Below are 22,067 nucleotides of genomic sequence, written 5' to 3' on the forward strand. Positions count from 1 at the left end.
CGTGCGGTCCTTCGGGTTGTCCTAGACTCACCCGCATGTCAGGCCGAGAGCTGTTCTGTCAGCCCCGCCGGGTTCGCCGGGGGGCGGCTCTGACGTTGGTGTTCGCAGGGCTGTTGGTGACCGGGGCGGCCACCGGGGCGTTTCCCGATCCCGGGCAGTCCGGCCGGAAGACGCCCGCCGGAGCCGCCCGTGCCGGTGCCGGGCACGAGGACGTCGCGAAGGCCGCCGCCGAGGCGATGGCCGACGGCAAGTCCCCGATGGAGGCGGCGGAACGCGCTGTCAGCCGCAGCGGGGACCGGTGGGCCGCGGTCTACTCCGAGGGCGAGTACCAGGAGTTCGAGGAAGCGCTCGACGGCCAGTACACGGGCGTGGGGCTGTGGGCCCGGCGGACGGCGGACGGCCGGATCGACGTGACCAAGGTGCAGGCAGGGTCGCCCGCGGCCGAGGCGGGGATCAGGAAGGGCGACCGGCTGCGCACCATCGACGGCGAGGACGTCGACGGGCGGCCCGTCACCGACGTCGTCTCGTTACTGCGCGGTGACGCCACCGACGCCCGCGCCGGTACGACCGTCACCCTCGGCCTCGCACGCGGCACGCGCGCGTGGAGCGAGACCCTGCGCCGGGCGCTGCTGTCGACGGACTCGGTGACCGTGCACAAGCTGACCGCCGGCATCACCGTCATCAAGGTCTCGGCCTTCACCCGGGGCTCCGGTGAACTCGTGCGCACCGCCGTCCGGCAGGCCCCGGCCGACGCCGGCATCGTCCTCGACCTGCGCGGCAACTCCGGCGGCCTGGTCAGCGAGGCCGTCACCGCCGCCTCCGCCTTCCTCGACGGCGGCCTGGTCGCCACCTACGACGTCGACGGCGCCGAGCGCTCCCTGCACGCCGAGCCCGGCGGCGACACCGCGAGACCCCTGGTCGCACTCGTCGACGGCGGCACGATGAGCGCGGCCGAGATGCTCACCGGCGCCCTCCAGGACCGCGGCCGCGCGGTCGTCCTCGGCTCCCGCACCTTCGGCAAGGGCTCCATCCAGATGCCGACCCGCCTGCCCGACGGCTCGGTCGCCGAGCTCACCGTCGGCCACTACCGCACCCCGTCCGGCCACACCGTCGACGGCCGGGGCATCACCCCCGACCTGGACGTGTCCTCCGGGGCGCTGGAGCGGGCGGAGACGGTCCTGAGCGGCCTGGGCGACCCGTCGTAGGGGCGGCTGCGGAACCCGTCGCCAATCCGCTTCCCCCACACCCCCTCCGTAGTGCGAAAATGGAGGGCACTATGGCCAAGGGAATGTACGTACCGAAAGAGTCCCAGCAGAAGCAGCAGGGGACGGCCGCCAAAGCCAGGGACGGCGAGAAGGGCGGCAAGCGCAAGATCGTCGCGCAGAACAAGAAGGCGCGGCACGACTACGCGATCGTCGACACCTACGAGGCCGGCATCGTGCTGTTCGGCACCGAGGTGAAGTCGCTGCGTGAGGGGCGGAGCTCGCTGACCGACGGCTTCGTCCAGATCGACCGGGGTGAGGCGTGGCTGCACAACGCCCACATCCCCGAGTACCACCAGGGCAGCTGGACCAACCACTCCGCGCGCCGCAAGCGCAAGCTGCTGCTGCACCGGGAGGAGATCGACAAGCTGGAGGTCAAGTCCCAGGAGACCGGCCACACGATCGTGCCGCTCGTGCTGTACTTCAAGGACGGCCGGGCCAAGGCCGAGATCGCGCTCGCGCGGGGCAAGAAGGAGTACGACAAGCGGCAGACCCTGCGGGAGCAGCAGGACCGGCGGGAGTCGGACCGCGCGATCGCGGCGGCCAAGCGCAGGCAGCGGGGCGCGTAGCGCGGAACACCGCCGGAATACGGTGGCCACGTCGCTCGTTGTTCACGTACGATGGCACTGCACCTCACAGCGGGTGCGGACCCTCCTTGGAGGGGTTCACAAAACAACATGGGGATGATCGGTTTCGACAGCGGATGTCGAAGCAGGGGAAGCGTGTCGAGGAAGCGGCAATGATCTCGTTAACCATATGTCGCAACCAATAATCGCCAATTCCAAGAGCGATTCCCGCGCCTTCGCCCTCGCTGCCTAATAAGCAGTGAGTGAAGGCCCTAACGGGTGTCAGACCGGGGATGTTCCCGACCCGGACCCTGGCATAATCTAGGGGACTAAACCATCCGGCCCGGTCACGGGGTCGGATGGGAAATCAAACAGTGACTGGGCCCGTCGGCGACTTGTTCGCGTGATTGCCGGGGCCGAGAAAATCACAGCGAACTGCACACGGAGAAGCCCTGATTCTGCACCGTTGGACGCGGGTTCGATTCCCGCCATCTCCACAATCTCCATGTTGCGAGGGCCCGGTGGTCACAGACCACCGGGCCTTCGTCGTGTTCGGTCAAAAACTCTTCACAGATGTCCCACAAGTTTACTAAAGTGCGGTGCGCGCGCTGGGCTGAGCCGACCACTCCGCCGCCGCGCACGTCCATCAGCGACCGGGGGAACATCGTCGCCATGGGGAGGGGCCGGCGGTTCTGACCGCCGTCACGTGCACACGCCACCTCTTCGAGCGGGGCCCCTGTCTGCCCTTCCCAGGAAAAACGGGGTGTTCTCTTGCGTTCCAGACCCGGGCTTGTCATGCCCCTTGCACGAAAGGCGGGCCGTCTCAGACGGCTCGTCCCCTCCGTACTCGCGCTCGCCGTGCTCGCCGCGGTCGCCGGCCGGCCGGACCTGCCCCAGCACCGGGCGACCGACTTCAGCCCGGTGGCCGACAGCTACGACGGCTTCGACGCCAAGGCCGCCGAGCAGCTCCGCCAGGACCAGTGCCTGATGGCCGAGGTGCTGCGTACGGGCGGCTCCGCCATGTTCGGCACCGCGCAGGACGGGCTCGACCAGACCCCGGACAAGCTGCACACCGCGGCGAACCGCGAGTACTGGAACACCACCCCGCTGTCGACGGCATACGACAAGGACAAGGACGCCGCCGACAAGGCGGGCGACGCCCTCGACGCGTACGTCGACGTGTGGAAGAAGCCGCTCGACGGCCTGAGCACCCCCGCCGGGTTCACCGAGACCGGATTCCACTGGCCGCCGGGGACCACCGGCACGGGCCCGGGCTTCTTCGCGCAGACCGGCCTGAGCCAGTGGATCCAGGCCCAGTTCTGGAAGGACGAGGGCGACTTCTACCGGGACCCGGTCCCGAAGGCCGACGACGCCACGGTCAAGGCGGTCAGGGACCTCGGCACCCCGCTCTACGGCGCCGACCCCGACCCCTCCCTCCCCACCCCGCAGTGGCAGCAGGCGTACGCCGAACACCAGGCGTGGGACGCCCTGGTGAACCGGTCCACGCAGCCGACGAGCGCGGACAACGCCCGGATCTTCCTCTCCTCCGGCGGTTTCCCGCGCACCGCGCCCGAGCCGGGCAGCGTCGAGTACCGGATCGCCGTGGAGGACCTGAAGAGCCGGTTCGCCTCCTGCGACTGGCTCACCCCCGTCGACCCGGACCGGGTCCTCGGCAAGGAGGTCGCGGACGCGTCCGCCGAGTGGCAGCGGGAGATCGCCGCCCAGGCCGGCCAGCGCGACCGGATCCTCGACGCGAACCGCGACGCCACCAAGGCCCTCGCCACCGGCTCCAAGGCGCTGGGCGAACTGCTCGGCCAGTCGTGGATCGCCGACCGCCTCGCCCGCTGGCAGGACTACTGGTCGGCCGGCGGCCCCGGCTGGATCGGCGACAGCCCGATGATCGTGCACGCGCACGGCGCCGCCGACAAGTGCCTCGAAGTGGGCGGCGGCAAGAAGGACAACGGCACGCCCGTGCAGATCTACACCTGCAACGGCTCGGTCGGGCAGAAGTGGGCGATCAGCGGCGACGCACTGGTCAACGTCAACTCCGGCAAGTGCCTGGAGGTGAAGGGCGGCTCCCCGGCGAACGGGACCGTGGTGCAGATCTCGACCTGCAACGCCAAGAGCCCGGCCCAGAAGTGGGAGTACGGCACCCACGGGACCAGCCGCCTGTACAACCCGGGCACCGGCAACTGCCTGGACCTCGCGACCTACGACAACGGCCGTGACACGCGGACCTGGGACTGCAAGGGCACCGACCCGCAGAAGTTCGACTTCGCCCCCTCCGGCCACAACGGCACCGACGACCTGGGCTACCCGACCAAGGCTCAGTTCGACAAGGCGAAGAAGGGCGTCACCGACGCCCAGACCGCGGCAAAGACCCAGCTCGACCTGCTCAAGACGCAGGTCACCGCCGCCAAGAAGGCGGCCACCGACACGGACACCGCCACCCAGGCCGCCTACGCCGTCGCCGACCAGGCGGGCGCCCCGCGCGGCCGGGGCCTGCTCGTCGGGCAGCAGAAGGCCCAGGTCACCAAGGCATCGGCCGCCGCGCTCGACGCCCTGTCCAAGGCCGGTGACACCGCCTACGCGGCGACCAAGGCGTCCGCCGGCGACAGTGCGACCATCGCCGCCCGCGCGGTGACGCAGGCGGCGCAGTCGAAGGCCGCGTTCCGTACGGCCGCCGCGCAGGAGGCCAACGCGCAGGCGAAGGCCGCCGCGGACGCCGCCGCCGTACAGGCGCAGACCGCCAAGGCCGCGCGCGACACGGCGAAGGCGAAGCTCGACGAGACGCAGCGGGCGGAGACCGACGCGAAGGCGGCCGCCGCCACCGCGCACGCCAAGCGGCTCGACGCGGAGGCCGAGGAGCAGACGGCGAGGGCGGAGAAGGAGACCGCCGCGGCCAAGCAGGCCGAGGCCGCGCAGCACAAGACGAACGCCGAGGGGTACGCGAAGACCGCCGCCGAGGCCAAGGACCGGGCGGACACCGCCGAGTCCACCGCCCGCAGCAAGCGCCAGGACGCGGAGGCCGCGCGGGACCGGGCCAAGGGCAAGTCGGACGACGCGTGGGACGCGAAGAGCAAGGCGAACGCGGCGCGCGCGAAGTCCGACGCCAAGGACGCCTACGCCGACGCGCACGACTCGGACGCCGACGCGCAGGACTCACGGGCGGCGGCCGACCAGGCGGACCAGGCGGCCGACGACGCGGAGGCGGCGGCGGGCTCGGCCCGTACCGAGGCCGACGCGGCGAGCCAGGCCGCGGCCGACGCGGACGCCGCGGCGACGCGTGCGGAGGCGGCGGCGAAGCGGGCCCGTTCCGACGCGGACGACGCCCAGGCGGCCAAGCTGAAGGCGGACGCGGCGGTACGCACGGCGACCAGCGCGGCGGCGGACGCCATCACGGCCTCCCAGGCCTCGGCTGCCGCGGCCCGTACGGCGGTCAAGCTGGCCGACGAGGCCGAGCAGCACGCGGCCGACTCGAAGAAGCAGGCCGACGCGGCGAAGGCCGAGGCCGCCAAGGCGGTCGCGGGCGCGGCGGACGCGGCCGGTCATGCCTACACGACCGGGCAGGCGGCCGAGGCCGCCGGAGCCTCCGCACAGCAGGTCGCGGCGCCGGCCAACGACGCGATCCAGCTCGGTTCGCCCTACGTGGACACCGACTCCGCGGCGGGTCTAGCCGTTCTGTCGGGCCAGTCGTCGAAGACGATCGCCCAGCAGCAGCAGGCCGTCGCCGAGGCGCACGCCGCCGACGCGCAGAAGAACGCCGAGCAGGCGCAGAGCCTCGCCGACGCCGCGACCGGCGACGCGAAGGCCGCGTACACGATCGCCGCCGAGGCGGCCGGTCACGCGGCCGACGCCCGCAGGTCGTCGAAGGAGGCACTCGGTTACGCCTCCGAGGCCGCGCAGTACGCGGCGGACGCGCAGAAGTCACTGGCGCGCACCATCGAGTACGACCAGCAGGCCACCGCGGACGCGGCGGCCGCCGACCGGGCGGCCGGCAACGCCGAGGGTTACGCCAAGGACGCCCGGGACTCCGCCGACCAGGCGGCCCTGGACGCGGACGCGGCCCGTACGGCGGCCGCCGAGGCCGAGCAGTCGGCGAAGGACGCCCGCGCCGCGGCCGACCGCGCCGACGCCGAGGCCACCGCGGCCGAGGAGGCGGCGAAGGACGCCCAGAAGTACGCCGAGTCGGCCCAGCAGGCGGCCGACCAGGCGGCGGCCGCGGACGCGAACAAGCAGGTGCAGACGGGCGCCGGGACCGGGATCGGTGGCGTGTTCTCCGTCATCGACGACATCAAGCAGAACGGGGAGCCGGAACGACTCCCCAACGAGTGCCACGGCCTGGACTGCAACACGCTGGTGTACAAGGTGCACTTCGACGCGGTGGTCAGCTACTACCTGTGCGACAACCCGGACGTGCCCGCCACGGAGGCCGGTTGCCCTGCCGAGGACACGGTCTTCCTCAAGACGCAGACGTTCAAGGACCTGACCAAGACCGTCAAGCTCTCCGCGTGGGACGTGACCAAGGACGTCTGGAAGGGCATCTACGAGTCGATCATCGGCGACTTCACCGGCTGCTACCACAAGATCAACGGTGACGGCAGCGGCAGTTTCGGCGACTGCGCCTGGGCCGCCACCTGGCTTCCGATCGGCGGCCCGATCGCGAAGATCACCGAGGCGATCCGTGCCGTGGACGCGGCCATGCGCACCGGTGTCGGCGTCGCCGACGCACTGAAGGCGCTGCGGGCGCTGGATGTGGACGCCCGTACCCTCTCCGCGATCGAGCGGTCCGCGAAGGTGTACGAGGAGGCGCGGACGGCGTGCCCGAGGAACAGCTTCCCCGGCACCACCGAGGTTGTCCTGGCCGACGGCGGCCGCAAGCAGCTCCGTGACGTACAGACCGGCGACCTCCTGCTGGCCACCGACCCGGCGACCGGACGCGCGCAGGGCGAGCCGGTGACCCGTACCTTCCACCACACCGCCGTCGACCTGGTCGACGTCACCCTGGCGGACGGCGGGCGCCTCACCAGCACCCCCGGACACCGGATGTTCGTCGTCGGCCGGGGCTGGACACTGGCGTCCGACCTGCGGCCCGGCGAGAACCTGCGCGGCCCGGACGGCACCCTGCGCACCGTGGCCGCGGTGCTCGACCGCCACGAGGCGAAGCCCCGGACCGTGTACGACCTGACCGTGGCCGGCCTTCACACCTTCTACGCGGTGGCGGGCGAGACCCCGGTCCTGGTCCACAACTGCAACGACATCGTGCTCGACGGCCAGAAGTTCCCCGGTCAGGCGCACACGATCGACGAGCACGTGACCCCGACCGAGCAGCAAGCGAAAGATCTGTCCGCCGCGAAGACGGTCAAGAACAAGGGCGTGGAAACGCCGAACAGCGTATGGGTCGACCAGGACACGGCACAGAAGGTCGTCGACTACGCACTGGGCCAGAAGGCCAACATGATCAAGAACTGGATGAAGGACAAGTCCCGGACCGAGCTCACCTGGACGGGGACCTTCGGACCGAAGGACTCCTCCCTCGGTACGGTCTACTGGGAGAACCGGGCCAAGGAGGCCGCGGGCAACCGCTTCTTCATCAAGCTCGTGAGGGTTCCCGAGTCGGCGGGGAAGCACCGCTTCGGCTACTACGTGCAGACCTGCTACCCGATCTGAGGAGGTGACACAGAGTGCGGCGTTTCAGTGACTTCGATTTCGGTGTCTCGTGGGTGATGAGCTTCTTCCACCAGGACTGGACCTACGACGGGCCGACAGCCGCCGACGTCGTCGCGAAACACCTCGCGGTGGAGGTCGACGACGTGGCTCTGGCGGTTCGCCGCGACGCCCGGGTGCTTGTCGACCACCTTCCGTCGGAGACCGTCGAGGTGCTGTGGACGGCCGGTGCACAGTACATGCCGGGCTTCGAGGGCACCGGGACCACGGGATCCGAGTGGACGCGGACGGTCGTCGGCCTGTGTGACGCCCGGTTGTCCGCGAAGGCGGACGTACGCCCCCTCACCGGAGCGGACACGGAGGACGGTCTCGCCCACCGGGACGCCGTCGTCGCCGAGATCGAGCGGGTGGAGTTCCTGCCCGCCGAGGTCCGCGAAGCACTCGTCGACTGCGCGCGCCGGTGCACTCCGGACCTCGCGTTGCGGATCCTGCTGAGGGCCGTCGTGACCAGGCCGTACAACTCACTGTCTCCGGACCAGTACGCACGGCTGGAGTCCCTCGGAGCGGACCTCCACTACGGCGAGTACGTGGTGGAGGCCGTCAAGTTCATGGTCGACGAGGGCTAGTCGGCGATCCGGTTCCGCGTGGACGGCGTTCCGCTCCGGGGTCACTCCTGGAGCGGAACACCGCACACGCCTGTGCGGTCAGGGTGCCTGGCGCGCCGCCGTGCTAGCCCGTTCCGTCAGCCGGGGCGCGAGAAGTGTGGCCGCCGGCACCTCCGGGTCCCCGTCCAGCTTGCGCATCAGCAACTCCGTGGCCCGCTCGCCGAGTTCGGCCGTCGGAAGGGCGACCGAGGTCACCGGTACCCGCAGCCCCGCCGCGAGTTCGTCCGGGCAGATCGCGGTGATCGACAGGTCGGTGGGGACGCGGAGGCCCAGCTGCTCGAAGGCGTCGACCAGCGGCTCCAGGGCCGCCTCGTTGTGGACGACGACCCCCGTCAACGCCGGTTGTCCGCGGAGCAGTTGTTCCGCGACCCGGCGCGCCCCCGCCGGCGTCGCCTCGCACGGGTGGACGGACGACGCCATGCCGTTGCGGTGGGCGGCGGCCGTGAACCCCTGGACGACCCGCTGGGCGAACGCGGTCTCCCGGACGTACACCTCGGGCGGCGAGCCGACCAGCGCCACCACCCGGTGCCCCAGCCCCGCCAGCCGTTCCACGCACAGTTCGCCGGCCGCCCTGAAGTCCAGGTCGACGCAGGTCAGGCCCTCGGCGGCGGCCGGGAAGCCGATCAGTACCGACGGCCGCTCCAGGGCTCGCAGCAGCGGCAGCCGGGGGTCGTGGAGCTGGACGTCCATCACGATCAGGGCGTCGACGAGCGCCGAGTCGGCGACCCGCCGCAGGCCGTCCTCGCCCTCCTCCTGGGTCAGCAGCAGCACGTCGTGGTCGTACCGGCGGGCCGTCGTCACCACCGACACCGCGAACTGCATCACCACCGGGACGTGGATGCCGGTGCGCAGCGGGATCACCAGGGCGAGGACGTTGGCGCGGCTGCCGGCCAGGGCGCGGGCGCCGGCGTGCGGGCGGTAGCCGAGTTCGCGGACGGACGCCTGGACACGGCGCCGGGTCTCGTCCGAGATGGGCCGCTTGCCGCTGAGCGCGTACGACACCGTGCTGGGGGAGACCCCGGCGTGCCGGGCGACGTCGGTGATCTTCACCATCAGCCCAGCTCCAGCGAGAGGAACCCGGTGCCGGCCGCGGCCCGCGCCGTCCGCTCCCCGGCCGCCAGCGCCCAGGGCGCCGCCGGATCACTGCACGAGGCCCGCAGGGTGTCCCCCTCGCGTGCGACGGTGAAGGTGACGTCCCCGACCGGAACCGTGACCTGGGCGCCCCGGTCGAGGCCGAACGCCCGCAGGGTCACTCCTTCGGCGTGGTCGTAGTCGGGGCGGTCGGCCACCGCGCCGACCGGGATCACCGCGCCGGGACGGACCAGGAGGGGGACGCTGAGGAAGCCGTGGTGCTCGCGGACCCAGCCGGGGCCGGTGACCGTGCGGCCGGTCAGGAAGTGGGTCCAGGTTCCGGCGGGACAGTAATATGTCACATACCCCTCGTCCTCGAAGACGGGCGCCACCAGCAGATCCGCCCCCAGCATGTACTGCCGCTCCAGATGCGCACACCCCGGATCGTCCGGGAACTCCAGCACCATCGCCCGCATCACCGGCACCCCCTCCGCCGAGGCGGTGCGCGCGGCCTCGTACAGGTACGGCATCAGGCTCAGCTTGAGCCGGGTGAAGAGCCGCAGCACGTCCACCGACTCCTCGTCGAACAGCCACGGCACCCGGTACGACGACGACCCGTGCAGCCTGCTGTGCGAGGACAGCAGCCCGAAGGCCAGCCACCGCTTGAACAGCGCGGGTGTCGGGGTGCCCTCGAAGCCGCCGATGTCGTGGCTCCAGTAGCCGAAGCCGGACAGGCCCAGCGAGAGCCCGCCGCGCAGCGACTCGGCCATCGACTCGTAGGTCGCCTCGCAGTCGCCGCCCCAGTGCACCGGGAACTGCTGGCTCCCGGTCGTCGCCGACCGCGCGAACACGACCGCTTCCCCCTCCCCGCGGTGCTTGCGCAGCACCTCGAAGACGGTCCGGTTGTAGAGGTAGGTGTAGTAGTTGTGCATCCGCTCGGGGTCCGAGCCGTCGGACCAGGCCACGTCCACCGGGACGCGCTCCCCGAAGTCGGTCTTGAAGCAGTCGACCCCCTGGGCGAGCAGCGCCTCCAGCTTGCCCGCGTACCAGTCCCGCGCCGCCGGCGACGTGAAGTCCACCAGCGCCATGCCCGGCTGCCACAGATCCCACTGCCACACGCTCCCGTCCGGTCGCCGCAGCAGATGTCCCAGCTCCTTCCCCTCGGCGAACAGCGGCGACCGCTGCGCGATGTACGGGTTGATCCACACGCACACCCGCAGCCCGCGCTCGTGCAGCCGCCCCAGCATCCCCGCCGGATCCGGGAACACCCGCGGATCCCACCGGAAGTCGCACCAGTTGAACTCCCGCATCCAGAAGCAGTCGAAGTGGAAGACGGAGAGCGGCAGTTCGCGCTCCCGCATGCCCTCGATGAAGGACGTCACCGTCTTCTCGTCGTACGACGTCGTGAAGGACGTGGACAGCCACAGCCCGAAGGACCAGGCGGGCGGCAGCGCCGGGCGGCCGGTCAGGGCCGTGTACCTGCGCAGGATGTCCTTGGGCGTCGGGCCGTGGATGACGTAGTACGTCAACTGCTGTGACTCGACACTGAACTGGACCCTGGACACCGCCTCCGAGCCGACCTCGAACGACACCTTCCCCGGGTGGTCGACGAAGACGCCGTAGCCCGCGTCCGTCAGGTAGAACGGGGCGTTCTTGTAGGCCTGTTCGGTGGCGGTGCCGCCGTCGGCGTTCCAGATGTCGACGACCTGGCCGTTCCTGACCAGCGGCCCGAAGCGTTCGCCGAGGCCGTAGACGGACGTGCCGACCCCGAGGCCGAGCTGCTCCCGCAGGTAGTGGGCGCCGGTGGCGGTGTCCCGCATGATGCCCATGCCCTTGGGGCCGCTGGCGGTGAGGGTGCGGCCGCCGGAGACGAAGTCGAGCCGCCAGGGGGCCGTACGGCTCAGCCGCAGGGTCAGCGAGCCGGAGGTCAGGGTCGCGTACTCGTCGTCGTACGACACCTGGGAGGCGAAGTCGGCCTTGCGCAGCTCGAACTGCGGTCCGCGTGGCCGCTCGCCCTCGAAGTGGGTGAAGGTGACGCCGATGACGCCGGGCATCGGGGTGTGCGCGCTGATCGTCAGGACCGGTCCCTTCAGCAGGTCGCCGCGGTGGCGGATGGGCTGGGTCGGCGCGTGGATCTCCAGGGTGCCTTCCGCGGCCGTGACGTCGAGGATCTCGACCGGGTGGGCCGCGGTGACGCCCTCGCGCAGCAGCCAGTAGCCGTCGGTGAACTTCACTGACGTACCTCCTATTTGACCGCCCCCACGGCGATCCCCCGGGTGAGCGTGCGCTGGAAGACGAGGAAGAAGACGATGGCCGGGAGGACGCCGAGCAGGGCGGCCGCGTTGGTCATCGTGGCGTCCATCAGGCGCTGGCCCTGGAGGACGCCGAGGGCGACGGACACCGTCTGGTTGTCGTTGGAGATCAGCATGACCAGCGGCAGCAGGAACTCGTTCCACGTCCAGATGAAGAAGAAGACCAGCAGCACGCCGAGGGTCGGACGGCTGACCGGGACCACGATCCGCACCAGGATCTGCCACTTGTTCGCGCCGTCGATCCGGGCCGCCTCGACGATCTCGCGCGGGAACTGCCCGAGGACGGCGGAGAGGAGGTACGTCCCGAACGCCGACTGGATCACCGTGAACACGATGATCACGCTGAGCCGGGTGTCGTAGAGGCCCGCCTGCTTGCTCAGGTAGTAGAGCGGGTAGACCAGGGCCTCCTGCGGCAGCATGTTGGCGAGGACGAAGAAGGCGAGGACCCAGGTGCGGCCCCTGATCCGGCCGATGCCGATCGCGTACGCGTTGAGGACGGAGAGGGCGGTGGCGAGCAGGGCCACCGAGCCGCTGATGAGGGTGGAGTTGACGAGCTTGCGGGTGAAGTCGACGCGCTGCCAGAAGTCCTTGAGGCCGTCGAGGTAGAGGCCGTGGGGGAGGCTCAGCGGGCCGTTCTGCGAGTACTCCGCCGGGGACTTCACCGCGTTGACCGCCACGATCAGGAACGGGACGACCATGAAGAGGGCGGCGAGGCAGAGGGCGAGGAGGACCGGGTAGCGGCGCAGGGCGGTCATACGGCCTCCGCGCGGCTCTGCAGCTTCAGGCCGAGCACGGCCAGGGCCAGGATGATGACCGTGAGGACGGTGGAGATCGCCGAGCCGTAGCCGACCTGGGTCTTCTCGAAGAACGTGGTGAAGGAGAAGTAGGAGGGCACGTCGGTGGCGCCGCCCGGACCGCCCTTGGTCAGGACGTACACCGCGCCGAAGACCTTGAGCGCGGCGATCGTGCACCAGGTCAGGACGACGTACACCTCCGGGCGGATCTGCGGCAGCGTGACGTGCCGGAAGCGGCGCCACCAGCCGGCGCCGTCCAGCTCGGCCGCCTCGTACAGCTGCGGGTCGACCCGGCCGAGCCCCGCCATGAAGACGACCAGCGGGAAGCCCAGCTGTACCCAGACCAGCACCCCCATCACGGTGTAGAGGGCGAGGTCCGGGTCGCCCAGCCAGTCCTGCTGCCAACTGCCCAGCCCGACCGCCTTCAGGAGGGCGTTGAGGGAGCCGTCGTCCGGGGCCAGGATCCAGCTCCAGACGATGCCGGCGACCGCGACCGGCAGCACCTGGGGGAGGTAGAAGCAGGCGCGGAGCACCGCCGCGATCCGGGTGCCGAAGTGCTTGCCGACGTAGTCGAACAGGGCGGCGGCGAGCAGGAGTCCGAGCGCGGTCGGGATCGCGGCCATCGCCACGACCATGAAGAGGCTGTGCCGGAACGACGCCCAGAACTCGGAGTCGTCCAGCAGCTCACGGTAGTTGGCGAGCCCGGACCAGTGCGGACTGCCCACGCCCTGCCAGTCGGTGAAGCTCACACCCGTGTTCATCAGGAACGGGACGATCACGACCGCGAGGAAGGCGAGGGCGCCTGGGAGGAGGAACAGGGCGTACGAGTCCCGGCGCACCCTCACTTGGTGCCCTTGTCGTACGCCGTCTGGAGGTTGCTCAGGTAGGCGTCCGGCTTCTCGCTGCCGGTGATCAGCTTCTGGGTCTCGGAGACGAGGGTGTCGTAGAAGCCGGCGACCGGCCAGTCGGGGTAGAAGGCGAGGCCGTCGCGCTTGCTGACGGTGTTGAAGTCGGCGATGAGCTGCTTCGACTTCGGGTCGGTGATGGCGCTCGCGTCGGCGGCGACCGGGACCCCGCCCTTGTTGCCGAGCAGGTTCTGGATCTTCTTCGACATGGTGATGTCGATGAAGTCGTAGGCGAGGTCCTTGTTCTTCGAGTTCTTCGGTACGACCCAGAGGTTGCCGCCGGAGCCGAGGGTGAGGTCCGAGCCGGGCCACAGGAAGCTGCCCCAGCCGAACTTCGCCTCCGACTGGAAGCGGCCGTACCACCAGCTGCCGGAGAACAGGATCGGCGACTTGCCCTGGATGAAGGAGACGCCGGCCTGCTCGGCGGTCGTACCGGAGGAGGTCTTGGCGAGGTAGCCCTTCTTCACCCAGTCGGCGAAGGTGTCCGCCGCGTACGTCCACGCCTGGTCGTGGAAGTCGGCCTTGCCCTGGTACAGCTCGAAGGCGTCGACCCACGAGCGGTCCGCCTTCGAGAGCGCCAGCTGGTAGAGGTACTGCTGGGCCATGTACTCGGAGCCGGCGTTCGCGAGCGGGGTGACCCCCTTCCGGACGAACGTGTCCATCGCCGCCGTCAGGTCGTCGAACGTCTTCGGCTCGGCGATCCCGTACTTCGCGAACAGGTCCTTGTTGTAGTAAACCATCGTGTACTCGGCGTAGTTGGGCACTCCGTACCACTTGCCGGAGCCCATCACGCCGTCGGCGTCGTACCGGCTGGTGGTGCGCACCCCCGCGCTGAGCTTCCTGTCCCAGCCGCGCTCGGCCGCCTCGGCGGTCAGATCGGTGAGGAGCCCCTGCCTGGAGAGGAGCCCCGCCGTCGCGTTGCCCTTGTTGTACTCCATGATGTCCGGGGCGTCGGAGGAGTTCAGGACCATCTGCGCGGTCTTCTGGATCTGCTCGAAGCTCTTCTCCTCGTACTTCACCCGCACGCCGGGGTGGGTCGCCTCGAACTCCTTGATGGCCTCGTTCCAGGCGACGCCCATCGCGCTGGTCGGACCCTCGTAGTGCCACAGCCGCAGCGTCTTCCCGTCGGACGTGCTGCCGCCCGAGCCGCCGCAGGAGGTGAGGAGCAGCGATCCGGCGAGGATCACCGCGGCGGTGGCGGTCCGCCTTCGTCGTGTCGCCGTGCGCGTTCGTGCCGTCAACATCCAGTGCCTCCGGGGGAGTCGGATGGATGGTGCATGTGCTCGTCCCGCGTCGAATCGGTTCGGCGCGGGACGTCGAAGCGCTTCGACGGAGGACGGTAGGTGCGGGCTGTGAGGGCGTCAATGGGTGCGGCGGGAATTACCGGAAGCGATTCGACTGAGGGTGTTGACCGCGAGGGCCGCGACGGCCGCCGCGGCCGGGGTGGCGAAGGCGGCCGTCGACGAGACGTGGTCGGCCGCCCAGCCGCCGAGCGCGGAGCCGCAGGCGATGCCGGTCAGCAGGGCGGTGACGACCAGGCTCATCCCCTCGTTGAGGCGGCCCTCGGGGGCACGGTCCTGGACCAGGGTCATCGCGGTCACCATGGTCGGGGCGGTCGCCATGCCGGCCACGAGCAGGGCGGCGGCGAGGGCCCAGAGGCTGTCGAACGCGCGCGCGGCGAGCAGCGGGAGGGACATCAGCGCCGCCATCGACAACAGGCAGAAGGGGAGCCGGCGTTCGGCCGGCCCGGACGGCCGGAGCGCCCCGTACAGCAGGCCCGCCGCGCACGAGCCGGCCGCCTGGAGGGCGAGCACGGCACCGGCCGCCGCGCGGTGGCCCTGGGCGTCGGCATAGGCGATGGTGACGACCTCCATCGAACCGAACACCGCGCCGGTGGCGACGAAGCAGGCCAGGAGCGGGCCGATGCGCAGCGGTGTGCGTGCGGTGGCCGGCCCGGGCCGGGCCGGCGGCTCGGTGGCCCGCTGGGCGGCGAACAGCAGCGCGCCGGTGAGCAGCAGCACCGCGCCGGCCAGCGTGCCGGCCTCCGGGAAGAACGTGCCGGTCAGGAAGGAGGCGAGGACCGGGCCGAGCATGAAGCACAGCTCGTCGGCGGCCTGTTCGAAGGAGTTCGCGGTGTGCAGGGCGCCCGGGTCGTCGCGCAGCAGGTGGGCCCAGCGGGCCCGGGACATGCCGCCGAGGTTGGGGGTGGTGGCGGTGGCCGCGTAGGCGGCGAACAGGGTCCAGTCCGGGGCGCCGTAGCGGACGCAGAGCAGCAGGGCGAGGCTGCCCAGCACGGCGGTGACGGTCGCGGGTACGGCGACCCGGGCCTGCCCGTACCGGTCGACGAGCCGTGCGATCCAGGGCCCGGCAAGAGCGGTGGCGGCGAGGCCGGTCGCGGTGACGGCGCCCGCGAGGGCGTACGAACCGCGCGACCCGGCGATCATCACGACCGCGCTGACGCTGAACATGCCCATGGGCAGCCGGGCCAGCAGGTTCCCGGCGGTGAAGGCCCGGGTGCCGGGGAGGGCGAAGAGGCGGCGGTAGGGGCCGGGTGGGCGACGGCGGGAGCGGGGGCCGGAGTGGGGAAGGGCGCGGGTACGGGTACGGGAACGGCCCTCGAACCGGGGGCTGAAGTCGATGGTGACGAGGGAGTCGGCGGTGACGGTGTGGACGGTCTCGCGCGGGCTCGGCCGGGCCGGCCGGGTCGGTTGTGGCATGGACACCACCGTCGCCCCGGGGCGATCAAGGGGTCCAACACCTGCTCGGCGGCGATTCACGCGCCTGTGTTGTAAGTTCGCGTGATGTCAGCGCCCGCCTCGCCCGCCCACATCGAACCCCGCCTGCTGCGCGTCTTCGTGACCGTCGCCGAGGAACTGCACTTCACCCGTGCCGCCGCCCGGCTGTACGTCGCCCAGCAGGCGCTCAGCCGTGATGTACGGCGGCTGGAGCGGGAGTTGGGCGCCGAGCTGTTCCTCCGCAGCACGCGGCAGGTCAGCCTCACCGCGGACGGCGTCCGGCTGCTGCCGTACGCCCGCCGGGTGCTGGCCGCCCAGGACGCCCTGCTCGCCGCGTTCGGGCAGGCCCGGCCGCTGCTGGTGGACCTCAACTCCCCGGGCCTGGAGACCGCCCGCCGCGTCCTGTACCGGGCCCGCGAACTCGCCCCCGACTGCGAGCTGATGGCCCGCTACGAGAGCGGGCTCACCGGAGCGGCGGCCGAACTCCTCGCGGGGCGGCTCGACGTGTCCTTCGGGCGGTTCGCGGGACTGGATCCGGCGCTGCGCTCCGGGCTCGAACACCAGCCCGTGCGACTCGAACCCATGGCCGTAATTCTCCCCTCGGAACACCGGCTCGCGACCCTCGACGCGGTGCCGCTGGCCGCGCTGGCGGGCGAGACGGTGTACGCCGGTGCCGGGAACGAGCGCACCCTGGAATGGACCGACCTGGCCTTTCACCTCTTCGAGGGGCGAGGCATCACGGTCGCGCCCCCGCTGCCGCTGGCCGTCGGGGAGGAGGAGTTCCAGCGGGTCATGGCCAAGGACCGGTATCCCGTCCTCGCGGTAGTGGGGTTTCCGGCCATACCTGGGAGCGTGTCGCGGCCCCTGGTCGATCCGGTCCCGTTGTCGCCGGTGTCGCTCGTGTGGCGAAAGGGGCTGGTCCATCCGGGAGTCGACGCGTTGCGGCGGGCTGCCGCCGGGATCGGGCGGGCGGAACGGTGGCTTCACCGACCGGCCGACGGATGGATTCCGGCCAGTGATCAAGAGGTGATGGACGACCACAAATGACACATCGGGAACACGGATCTCCCCCGTGCGCTAGCTTCATGGACCCGAGCGCGGAGAGTTGCAAGGGGGCGCTCGGAGCGGGTGGGGGCCCGTTCCGTTGACGTGTGCTCGGGTTCGTCAGTGCGCCCGGAACAATCCCGTGGGGGGATGTACGCGCGTGAAAAATTGGCGAGAAGAAACCCAACCCGAATTGCCGCAGATGGCCTTGGACGCCAGGGATGTTCCGGTGACGGGGGACGACGGGGCGGAGACGGGCGTACCGGGCGCCGGCGCTGCCGCCGGCGCCGACGGTGGCGGTGGCGGAGCGGCTGGGGCCGCCGGAGCGGCCGGGACCGTGGCGGCCGCGGGGAGCGCCGAAGCCGTCGGGAAAACCGAGGTGTTGAGGGCGGGGTCCGGGTCCGGCTCCGGGTCGTTACGGGACCCGTGGAGCGTGGTCGAGCCGCCGCTCCGGGTGTTTCTGCGTGACCCGGCGCCGGATCCCGTCCACGACCCCGACGAGGTGACCGTCCAGAACGACGTCGGGGCCGTACGAATACGGCCGACAGGGGCGGCAGGTTCTGCGGGGGCTGCAGGTTCGGCGGGGGCTGCGAGGTCTGTGGGCCCGATACGGTCCGCTGCCGCGGAGACCTCCGGCGCCTCCGGCGCCCCCGACACCCCGGTCCCCGTCTTCGTCGACGCGTCGGGGCGCCGCAGCCGCCGGTTCCGCAGGTTCGGGATGGCCGTCGGCCTCGCCTGTGCGGTCTACGCGGTCGTCATCGTCGTCACTCTGCTGTCGGGGAGTTCCGACGCGCCCTGGCTGCCGGTGCCCGGACAGAACGCCGACCGGCCCGCCGGCAAGGTCGACGACTCGCCGCGGCCCGCGCGGTCGTCCTGGTCCTCGGACGACGGCGCCCCGGTGGCCGGGCCGGCCGTGAGCGGCGGTACCACCCCGCCGGCCGGCACCTCCTCCCGGGCGCCCGTGAGCGGAAAGGGCTCCGCCGGGCCGAGCGCGTCGGCGTCCGCGCGGCCGGCGTCGTCCGCGGGGGTGACGGTCTCCTCGCCGAAACCGGGCTCGTCGTCCGCGTCCGCCCCGCCGTCCACGGCGCCGCCCTCCTCGGCCGCGCCTTCCCCTCCCGCCTCGTCGCCGCCTCCCGTCCCGCCGAGCGAGTCGGCCGCCCCGACCGGCGGCCCGGTCGCGGAGGGCGCGCCCCCGCGTACCGGCAACGCCTCTGCCCCCGTCCTGTGATGGCGCCCCGCACCCGGCGCCGCCCGGCCGGCACCGGCGCCGCCCGGCGGGGCCTGACCAGCGCCGGAACCTCCCGGCGCCGCCCGACCGCGTCCGGCGCCGCCCGGCGCCGCCGCCTCCCCATGCGCCTGACGCTGCCGGTGCTCCTCCTCGCCGCCCTGATGGCGATGCTGATGCTGCGCGGCTACGTGCACAGCGAGATCCTCGCCGACCACCGCATCCGCCCCGAGGCCGCCTCCGGCCGGGTCCCGGAGAGGATCCTGGACGGCGGCCCGGTCATCGACACCCGGGGCGGCCGTACGACGTCCCTCCGCATCCCCGACCACCGCCTGGTCCTCACCTTCGACGACGGCCCCGACCCGGCCTGGACCCCGAAGGTCCTGGACGTCCTGAAGAAGCACCACGCGCACGCCGTCTTCTTCGTCACCGGCACCATGACCTCCCGCCATCCCCAGCTGGTCCGGCGCATGGTCGCCGAGGGCCACGAGGTGGGCGTGCACACCTTCAGCCACCCCGACCTGTCCTACCAGTCGAAACGGCGCATCGACTGGGAGCTGTCCCAGACCCAGCTGGCGATCACCGGCGCGGCCGGCATCCGCACCTCCCTCTTCCGGCCGCCGTACTCCTCCTCCGCCGACGCGATGGACGACCTCTCCTGGCCGGTGACCCGGTACATCGGCAGCCGCGGCTACATCACCGTCGTCAACGACCGGGACAGCGAGGACTGGCGCAAGCCGGGCGTCGACCGGATCGTCCGCAACGCCACCCCGGGCGGCGGCCAGGGCGCGATCGTCCTGATGCACGACTCGGGCGGCGACCGCCACCAGACCGTCCAGGCCCTGGACAAGCTCCTGCCCCAGCTGGAAAAGCGCGGCTACCGCTTCGACAACCTCACCGAGGCCCTGAACGCGCCGAGCGCCCACACCCCGGTCACCGGCCCCGACCTCTGGCAGGGCAGGGCCTGGATCCTCCTGGTCCGGGCGGCGGACGGCATCACGGACGTGCTGGTGGCCGGCCTGGCGGTGATCGGCGCGTCGGTGCTGGCCCGGTTCGCCCTGATGCTCTGGCTCTCCTTCGTGCACACCCGCAGGGTCCGCCGCAGGGGGTTCCGCTGGGGCCGCCGCCCGGTGACCGAACCGGTCTCGGTGCTCGTCCCCGCCTACAACGAGGCCACGTGCATAGAGAACACGGTCCGTTCGCTGACCGCGAGCGAACACCCCGTCGAGATCGTCGTCGTCGACGACGGTTCGACGGACGGCACGGCACGGATCGTGGAGAACCTGCACCTGCCGCGCGTCCGGGTGGTCCGCCAGGAGAACGCCGGCAAGCCCGCCGCCCTCAACCGGGGCCTGCGCAACGCCCGTCACGACATCGTCGTGATGATGGACGGCGACACGGTCTTCGAACCGGCCACGGTACGGGAGCTGGTCCAGCCCTTCGCCGACCCGGTCGTGGGCGCGGTCGCCGGCAACGCCAAGGTCGGCAACCGGGACTCGCTGATCGGCGCCTGGCAGCACATCGAGTACGTGATGGGCTTCAACCTGGACCGCCGGATGTACGACGTGCTGCGCTGCATGCCGACCATCCCCGGCGCGGTCGGGGCGTTCCGCCGTACCGCCCTCGAACAGGTCGGCGGCATGAGCGACGACACCCTCGCCGAGGACACCGACGTCACGATGGCGGTCCACCGCGCCGGCTGGCGCGTGGTCTACGCGGAACGGGCGCGGGCCTGGACGGAGGCCCCGGAGTCGGTCTCCCAGCTGTGGTCGCAGCGCTACCGCTGGTCGTACGGCACGCTGCAGGCGATCTGGAAACACCGGGGGGCGCTGCTGGACCGCGGCCCGTCGGGCCGTTTCGGCCGGGTGGGGCTGCCGTTGGTGTCGTTGTTCATGGTCGTGGCCCCGCTCCTCGCCCCCTTGATCGACGCGTTCCTCCTCTACGGCATCGTCTTCGGCCCGACGCAGAAGACGATCGGCGCCTGGCTGGGGATCCTGGCGGTCCAGGCGGTCTGCGCGGCCTACGCCTTCCACCTGGACCGCGAACGCATGACCCACCTCGTCTCGCTCCCGCTCCAGCAGATCCTCTACCGCCAGCTCATGTACGTCGTGCTCCTCCAGTCCTGGATCACGGCGCTGACCGGCGGCCGTCTGCGCTGGCAGAAGCTGCGCCGGACGGGAGTGGTGGGTGCCGCACCGGGCACCGCGGGGGAGAGGCCGGCGGCATGACACAGGCAGAGGCGACCCCGGTCGGCACCGGCAAGGCGGCCGGCACCGCCGGCGGCCGCGACCGCTACCTCGACCTCCTCCGCTCCCTGGCCCTGCTCCGCGTGGTGGTCTACCACCTCTTCGGCTGGCCGTGGCTGACCGTCCTCTTCCCCTCCATGGGCGTGATGTTCGCGCTGGCCGGCTCCCTGATGGCCCGCAGCCTGAACCGCCCCGCGGGGAGCGTGATCCGGTCCCGGCTCCGCCGTCTCCTGCCGCCTCTCTGGCTGTTCGGCGCGGTCCTGCTGACGATGATGCTCACGGCGGGTTGGAACCCCCTCAAGGACCCGGACCTGGGCGGCGGCTGGACCGGCCGCTCCCGACTCCTCGACTACGTCCTCCCGATCGGCGCCCCGCCGTACCCCGAACACCTCGGCTCGGCGTCGGGCCTGCTGGACGACACCTGGGCGGAACAGGCGGCGGGCCCGCTCTGGTACCTCCGCGCGTACCTGTGGTTCGTCCTGCTGTCGCCGCTCCTCCTGCGGGCGTTCCGCAGATGGCCGCTGCCGACGACCCTGGCCCCCCTGGCGCCGGCCGCGGTGCTGGGTACCGGGCTGGTTCGCATACCCGGCGAGACGGGCAACGCGGTGACGGACTTCGCGGTGTACGGCGGCTGCTGGATCCTGGGCATCGCCCACCAGGAGGGCGTCCTCGCCCGCGTCCCGCGCTACGCGGCGGTCTCCCTCTCCTGCCTGGTCATGGCGGTGGGCCTGTGGTGGGCGTCGGGCCACCGGGGCCCCGACGGCTGGGACCTCAACGACATCCCGCTCGCCCAGGCGTGCTGGTCGTTCGGGGCGGTCGTGCTGCTGCTCCAGTACGCCCCGTCCTGGCGGGAGTCGCCGCCCCGCCTGCGCCGCTGGGACAGGTGGATCACCCTCTCCAACAACCGCGCGGTGACGATCTACCTCTGGCACAACCTGCTGATCATGGCAACGGTCCCGATCATCGACCAGGCCTACGACCTGCCGTTCATGGAGTCGGACCGCGCGGCGGAACTGCTGGACTCGACGTACGGCTTCTGGATGTTCGTGCTGGTCTGGCCGCTGATCGCGGTGGCGGTCGTGGCGTTCGGGTGGGTGGAGGACGTGGCGGCGGGGCGACGGGCGCGGGTGTGGCCGGACGGGCCGGGGAGGCGACGGGGGGTGTCGCGCCGCAGGGCGTGAGTCAATCCCTGTCCCCGTCTTCCCGCTCTGGAGTACTACACGGAGGGTGAGGGCGCTGTGGCGGCTGAGGAAGGGCGGTCAGACCCCGAGCGTCCAGTAGGGCGAGTCCGCCGGAGGTGCGGGGCGGACACGCAGGGCGGACATGTCGAAGCCCTCGTCGTCGTCCTCGTCACCGGTCGGCAGGCGTCCGGACTCGTTCGGGAAGTAGTACAGGCCGTAGGACCAGTACTCCGGGAACTCGTGGCACATGAGATCGGGGTACGCGGAGATCTCCGCGTCGTGATACCGCTCGTTGATCCTGGCCACCGCTTCCGCCCGAGAGATACCGAACCGCGAGACCATCTCGTTCGCGATGTCGCGGAAGTACTCGGCCATGCCCTGGTCGAGATCCATC

General features: G+C 71.4%; 15 protein-coding genes and 1 other RNA gene. 8 read left to right on the forward strand and 8 right to left on the reverse strand.

Going from position 1 to position 22,067, the window contains the following annotated elements; genetic code table 11:
• The first annotated feature begins 35 nt into the window (after nt 1–35).
• The 5 genes from ACFZB3_RS45945 (at nt 36) to ACFZB3_RS45965 (ending at nt 8,121) form a co-directional block, all read left to right on the forward strand.
• Nucleotides 36–1,205 carry a S41 family peptidase gene (locus ACFZB3_RS45945; protein WP_391389042.1) on the forward strand — a complete coding sequence of 390 codons (1,170 nt, stop codon included), beginning with the start codon at nt 36–38 and terminating at the stop codon, nt 1,203–1,205.
• Between the two features lie 83 nt (nt 1,206–1,288).
• Nucleotides 1,289–1,831 (forward strand): SsrA-binding protein SmpB, encoded by a 543-nt coding sequence (smpB, locus tag ACFZB3_RS45950; protein WP_391389145.1) that lies wholly within the window; start codon nt 1,289–1,291, stop codon nt 1,829–1,831.
• 110 nt (nt 1,832–1,941) lie between these two features.
• Nucleotides 1,942–2,328, forward strand: a transfer-messenger RNA (tmRNA) gene (gene ssrA / locus ACFZB3_RS45955).
• A gap of 295 nt (nt 2,329–2,623) precedes the next feature.
• Nucleotides 2,624–7,498 (forward strand): ricin-type beta-trefoil lectin domain protein, encoded by a 4,875-nt coding sequence (locus ACFZB3_RS45960; RefSeq protein WP_391389044.1) that lies wholly within the window; start codon nt 2,624–2,626, stop codon nt 7,496–7,498.
• 14 nt (nt 7,499–7,512) lie between these two features.
• Nucleotides 7,513–8,121 carry a hypothetical protein gene (locus ACFZB3_RS45965; protein ID WP_391389047.1) on the forward strand — a complete coding sequence of 203 codons (609 nt, stop codon included), beginning with the start codon at nt 7,513–7,515 and terminating at the stop codon, nt 8,119–8,121.
• 78 nt (nt 8,122–8,199) lie between these two features.
• Here ACFZB3_RS45965 and ACFZB3_RS45970 read toward each other — a convergent pair whose 3' ends face one another.
• The 6 genes from ACFZB3_RS45970 to ACFZB3_RS45995 all read right to left on the reverse strand — a co-directional run bounded on the left by ACFZB3_RS45970 (nt 8,200) and on the right by ACFZB3_RS45995 (nt 15,959).
• Nucleotides 8,200–9,213, reverse strand: coding sequence for a substrate-binding domain-containing protein (locus ACFZB3_RS45970; RefSeq protein WP_391389050.1), 1,014 nt, complete (start codon nt 9,211–9,213; stop codon nt 8,200–8,202).
• A complete protein-coding gene (gene yicI, locus ACFZB3_RS45975; RefSeq protein WP_391389051.1) occupies nt 9,213–11,465 on the reverse strand; it encodes an alpha-xylosidase in 2,253 nt (750 codons plus the stop codon). Before yicI ends, ACFZB3_RS45970 begins: the two co-directional genes overlap by 1 nt.
• Before the next feature lie 11 nt (nt 11,466–11,476).
• The gene (locus ACFZB3_RS45980) at nt 11,477–12,298 is read right to left on the reverse strand and encodes an ABC transporter permease subunit (protein ID WP_391389053.1); all 822 of its coding nucleotides are present in this window, start codon (nt 12,296–12,298) and stop codon (nt 11,477–11,479) included.
• On the reverse strand, nt 12,295–13,182 hold the full coding sequence (locus ACFZB3_RS45985; protein WP_391389056.1) for an ABC transporter permease subunit: 888 nt from the start codon (nt 13,180–13,182) through the stop codon (nt 12,295–12,297). Before ACFZB3_RS45985 ends, ACFZB3_RS45980 begins: the two co-directional genes overlap by 4 nt.
• Nucleotides 13,179–14,486: an extracellular solute-binding protein gene (locus tag ACFZB3_RS45990; protein ID WP_391389059.1), complete on the reverse strand. Its 1,308-nt coding sequence runs from the start codon at nt 14,484–14,486 to the stop codon at nt 13,179–13,181. The genes ACFZB3_RS45985 and ACFZB3_RS45990 overlap by 4 nt, the downstream gene beginning before the upstream one ends.
• Before the next feature lie 117 nt (nt 14,487–14,603).
• Nucleotides 14,604–15,959 carry an MFS transporter gene (locus ACFZB3_RS45995; RefSeq protein WP_391389061.1) on the reverse strand — a complete coding sequence of 452 codons (1,356 nt, stop codon included), beginning with the start codon at nt 15,957–15,959 and terminating at the stop codon, nt 14,604–14,606.
• A gap of 84 nt (nt 15,960–16,043) precedes the next feature.
• On the opposite strand from ACFZB3_RS45995, the gene ACFZB3_RS46000 reads away from it, so the two are divergent.
• Nucleotides 16,044–17,024 carry a LysR family transcriptional regulator gene (locus ACFZB3_RS46000; protein WP_391389064.1) on the forward strand — a complete coding sequence of 327 codons (981 nt, stop codon included), beginning with the start codon at nt 16,044–16,046 and terminating at the stop codon, nt 17,022–17,024.
• A gap of 741 nt (nt 17,025–17,765) precedes the next feature.
• On the opposite strand, the gene ACFZB3_RS46005 is transcribed toward ACFZB3_RS46000, so the two are convergent.
• Entirely contained in the window at nt 17,766–18,227 is a 462-nt protein-coding gene (locus ACFZB3_RS46005) for a hypothetical protein (RefSeq protein ID WP_391389067.1), read from the reverse strand.
• Between the two features lie 144 nt (nt 18,228–18,371).
• Between ACFZB3_RS46005 and ACFZB3_RS46010 the strand changes: the two genes are divergently transcribed.
• Nucleotides 18,372–20,474, forward strand: a complete 2,103-nt coding sequence (locus ACFZB3_RS46010; RefSeq protein ID WP_391389147.1) for a glycosyltransferase — start codon at nt 18,372–18,374, stop codon at nt 20,472–20,474.
• On the forward strand, nt 20,471–21,673 hold the full coding sequence (locus ACFZB3_RS46015) for an acyltransferase family protein (protein WP_391389070.1): 1,203 nt from the start codon (nt 20,471–20,473) through the stop codon (nt 21,671–21,673). Before ACFZB3_RS46010 ends, ACFZB3_RS46015 begins: the two co-directional genes overlap by 4 nt.
• A 78-nt stretch (nt 21,674–21,751) precedes the next feature.
• On the opposite strand, the gene ACFZB3_RS46020 is transcribed toward ACFZB3_RS46015, so the two are convergent.
• On the reverse strand, nt 21,752–22,066 hold the full coding sequence (locus tag ACFZB3_RS46020) for a hypothetical protein (protein ID WP_391389072.1): 315 nt from the start codon (nt 22,064–22,066) through the stop codon (nt 21,752–21,754).
• Nucleotide 22,067 lies beyond the last annotated feature (1 nt).

This window comes from Streptomyces sp. NPDC008092 (assembly GCF_042957285.1).
Classification (GTDB): domain Bacteria; phylum Actinomycetota; class Actinomycetes; order Streptomycetales; family Streptomycetaceae; genus Streptomyces.